The sequence below is a fragment of the Glycomyces dulcitolivorans genome, from assembly GCF_003265355.1.
In the GTDB taxonomy this organism is placed as follows: domain Bacteria; phylum Actinomycetota; class Actinomycetes; order Mycobacteriales; family Micromonosporaceae; genus Glycomyces; species Glycomyces dulcitolivorans.
In genome coordinates, this window is sequence record NZ_QFRW01000028.1 from 1 (window position 1) to 1,048 (window position 1,048).

Annotated in this window: 1 protein-coding gene and 1 pseudogene; one reads left to right on the forward strand and one right to left on the reverse strand. The window is 76.2% G+C overall.

The window, feature by feature from the left end; genetic code table 11:
• On the forward strand, positions 1-604 hold a 604-nt coding region (locus DI269_RS01045), incomplete at its 5' end, for a hypothetical protein (RefSeq protein ID WP_157974675.1).
• A gap of 123 nt (positions 605-727) precedes the next feature.
• Here DI269_RS01045 and DI269_RS27475 read toward each other — a convergent pair.
• Positions 728-1,048: pseudogene (locus tag DI269_RS27475) on the reverse strand (hypothetical protein); the annotation flags it as partial.

Genomic DNA, 1,048 nt, shown 5'->3' on the forward strand with positions numbered 1-1,048 from the left:
GCCCGCGGGGCCGCTGCGCGAGAGCGCCGAGCGGGTCCTCGCCTCCGCGCCGTCGCGCGACGCGTTCGGCGAGGCGGCGGACGCGGCCGACCGGGCCTCCGCCCTTGCGGCGCAGCTGATGAGCGCCGGGTTCGACGGCACCGACGCGGGCCGCGTGGTGTGGCTGCGCCTGGACTACACGGGCCGGCTCGGCTCGCTCGCGTTGAGCCCCACGGTGGACCGGATGAGCAACCGGGTGGTCGCGAAGGCGATCGAGTCCGCTTGGGGCAGTGCGGAGGCGGCTCGGTCCGAGCACGTGATGCGCGCCGAGCGGGCCGGCGCGGACCTGCTCGCGCGGTGCGCGCCCGATCCGCGTTCGGCGGAGCTGCGGGAGTGGATCGCGCGCTCGCCCGAGCGGTTCTCCAGCGCGGTGGGCGACGACGACCTGTGCGAGGCGGAGACGGCCCTGGGCGGCCGTCTGACGGCGTTCCGGTTCCTGGTCCCCAACGCCACCATCGACATCGAGTACGAGCAGCTCGGCGCGGAGGTGTCGGCCGCGATCGGCCTGGCGCAGCGCCGGGCCGCCGACCGCCTCTCGGCGGTGCTCGCCTCCGGCACCCCGTAGGCGGCCCCTGAGACGCCCCCGGGGAGTAGTGGGTACGGAACCGGGGCGCGGGACGGCCCGCCGTCCACAGCGAGGATCTCCTGTGGACGGCGGGCCGTGCCTCCTTGTGGTGGTGGGGTTTGGCTAGGGGCCCTTGGGTTCGGGGATGTCGAACCCGGGGAGGGTGAACGGCGGCAGCTCGTCGGGCGCGGGCAGGAGTCCGGGCGACTCGGCGGCCTCCGGGTCCTGCTCCTCCTGGTAGTCGACGTAGGGGTTGTTCTCGGCGGTGCCGATCCCCCAGACGTCCTCGTCGGGGTCCTCGGTCAGGAGCGAGTCGCGCTCGTACTCGTCGTCGGGCACGCCCGCGCCGCGTGCACCAGGCGCGCCGACCATGCCGCCGACGCCGCCGCGGGCGCCGGTCGTCCCGGTGGCGGGGCCGCCCGCCGCACCAACGGGGGCACCGAC